Source organism: Streptomyces sp. NPDC100445, from assembly GCF_044759735.1.
Classification (GTDB): Bacteria; Actinomycetota; Actinomycetes; order Streptomycetales; family Streptomycetaceae; genus Streptomyces.
This window is the reverse complement of sequence record NZ_JBIVZV010000037.1, coordinates 1-1,025: the sequence shown is the minus strand read 5'-3', so window position 1 is coordinate 1,025 and position 1,025 is coordinate 1. Positions and strand designations below refer to the sequence as shown.

The window sequence follows — 1,025 nt, the reverse complement described above, 5'->3', positions numbered from 1 at the left end:
CGCCCTGTTCGGACTCGCTTTCGCTACGGCTTCCCCACTCGGGTTAACCTCGCAACACACCGCAAACTCGCAGGCTCATTCTTCAAAAGGCACGCAGTCACGAGAACAAGGCAAGCCTTGTTCCGACGCTCCCACGGCTTGTAGGCACACGGTTTCAGGTACTATTTCACTCCGCTCCCGCGGTACTTTTCACCATTCCCTCACGGTACTATCCGCTATCGGTCACCAGGGAATATTTAGGCTTAGCGGGTGGTCCCGCCAGATTCACACGGGATTTCTCGGGCCCCGTGCTACTTGGGTGTCTTTCAAACGAGCCGCTGATGTTTCGACTACGGGGGTCTTACCCTCTACGCCGGGCCTTTCGCATGCCCTTCGCCTACATCAACGGTTTCTGACTCGTCTCACGGCCGGCAGACCGTGAAAGAAAGATCCCACAACCCCGTATACGCAACCCCTGCCGGGTCTCACACGCATACGGTTTGGCCTCATCCGGTTTCGCTCGCCACTACTCCCGGAATCACGGTTGTTTTCTCTTCCTGCGGGTACTGAGATGTTTCACTTCCCCGCGTTCCCTCCACTTGCCCTATGTGTTCAGGCAAGGGTGACAGCCCATGACGACTGCCGGGTTTCCCCATTCGGAAACCCCCGGATCAAAGCCTGGTTGACGACTCCCCGGGGACTATCGTGGCCTCCCACGTCCTTCATCGGTTCCTGGTGCCAAGGCATCCACCGTGCGCCCTTAAAAACTTGGCCACAGATGCTCGCGTTCACTGTGCAGTTCTCAAACAACGACCAACCACCCATCACCCCGGACCGAAATCCGAGTGCACTGGGGCCGGCAACTGAGGAAAAATCCATTCCCTCAGACACCCAACAGCGTGCCCGACACCCCCGCATCTCTTCATCCCACGTTCCACGCCGAAGCAGTACTAGTGACCTGAGAAGACCGAGTGTGCCGAATAGTCAACGTTCCACCCATGAGCAACCAGCATCGAACATTCGCCGATGTACTGGCCTCTGACCAG

The 1,025-nt window shown here is 57.6% G+C and carries 1 rRNA gene; it reads right to left on the bottom strand.

What is annotated here, in order from left to right:
- Nucleotides 1-753: ribosomal RNA gene (locus ACIQVT_RS34735) — 23S ribosomal RNA — on the bottom strand; the annotation flags it as partial.
- Nucleotides 754-1,025: the final 272 nt, after the last annotated feature.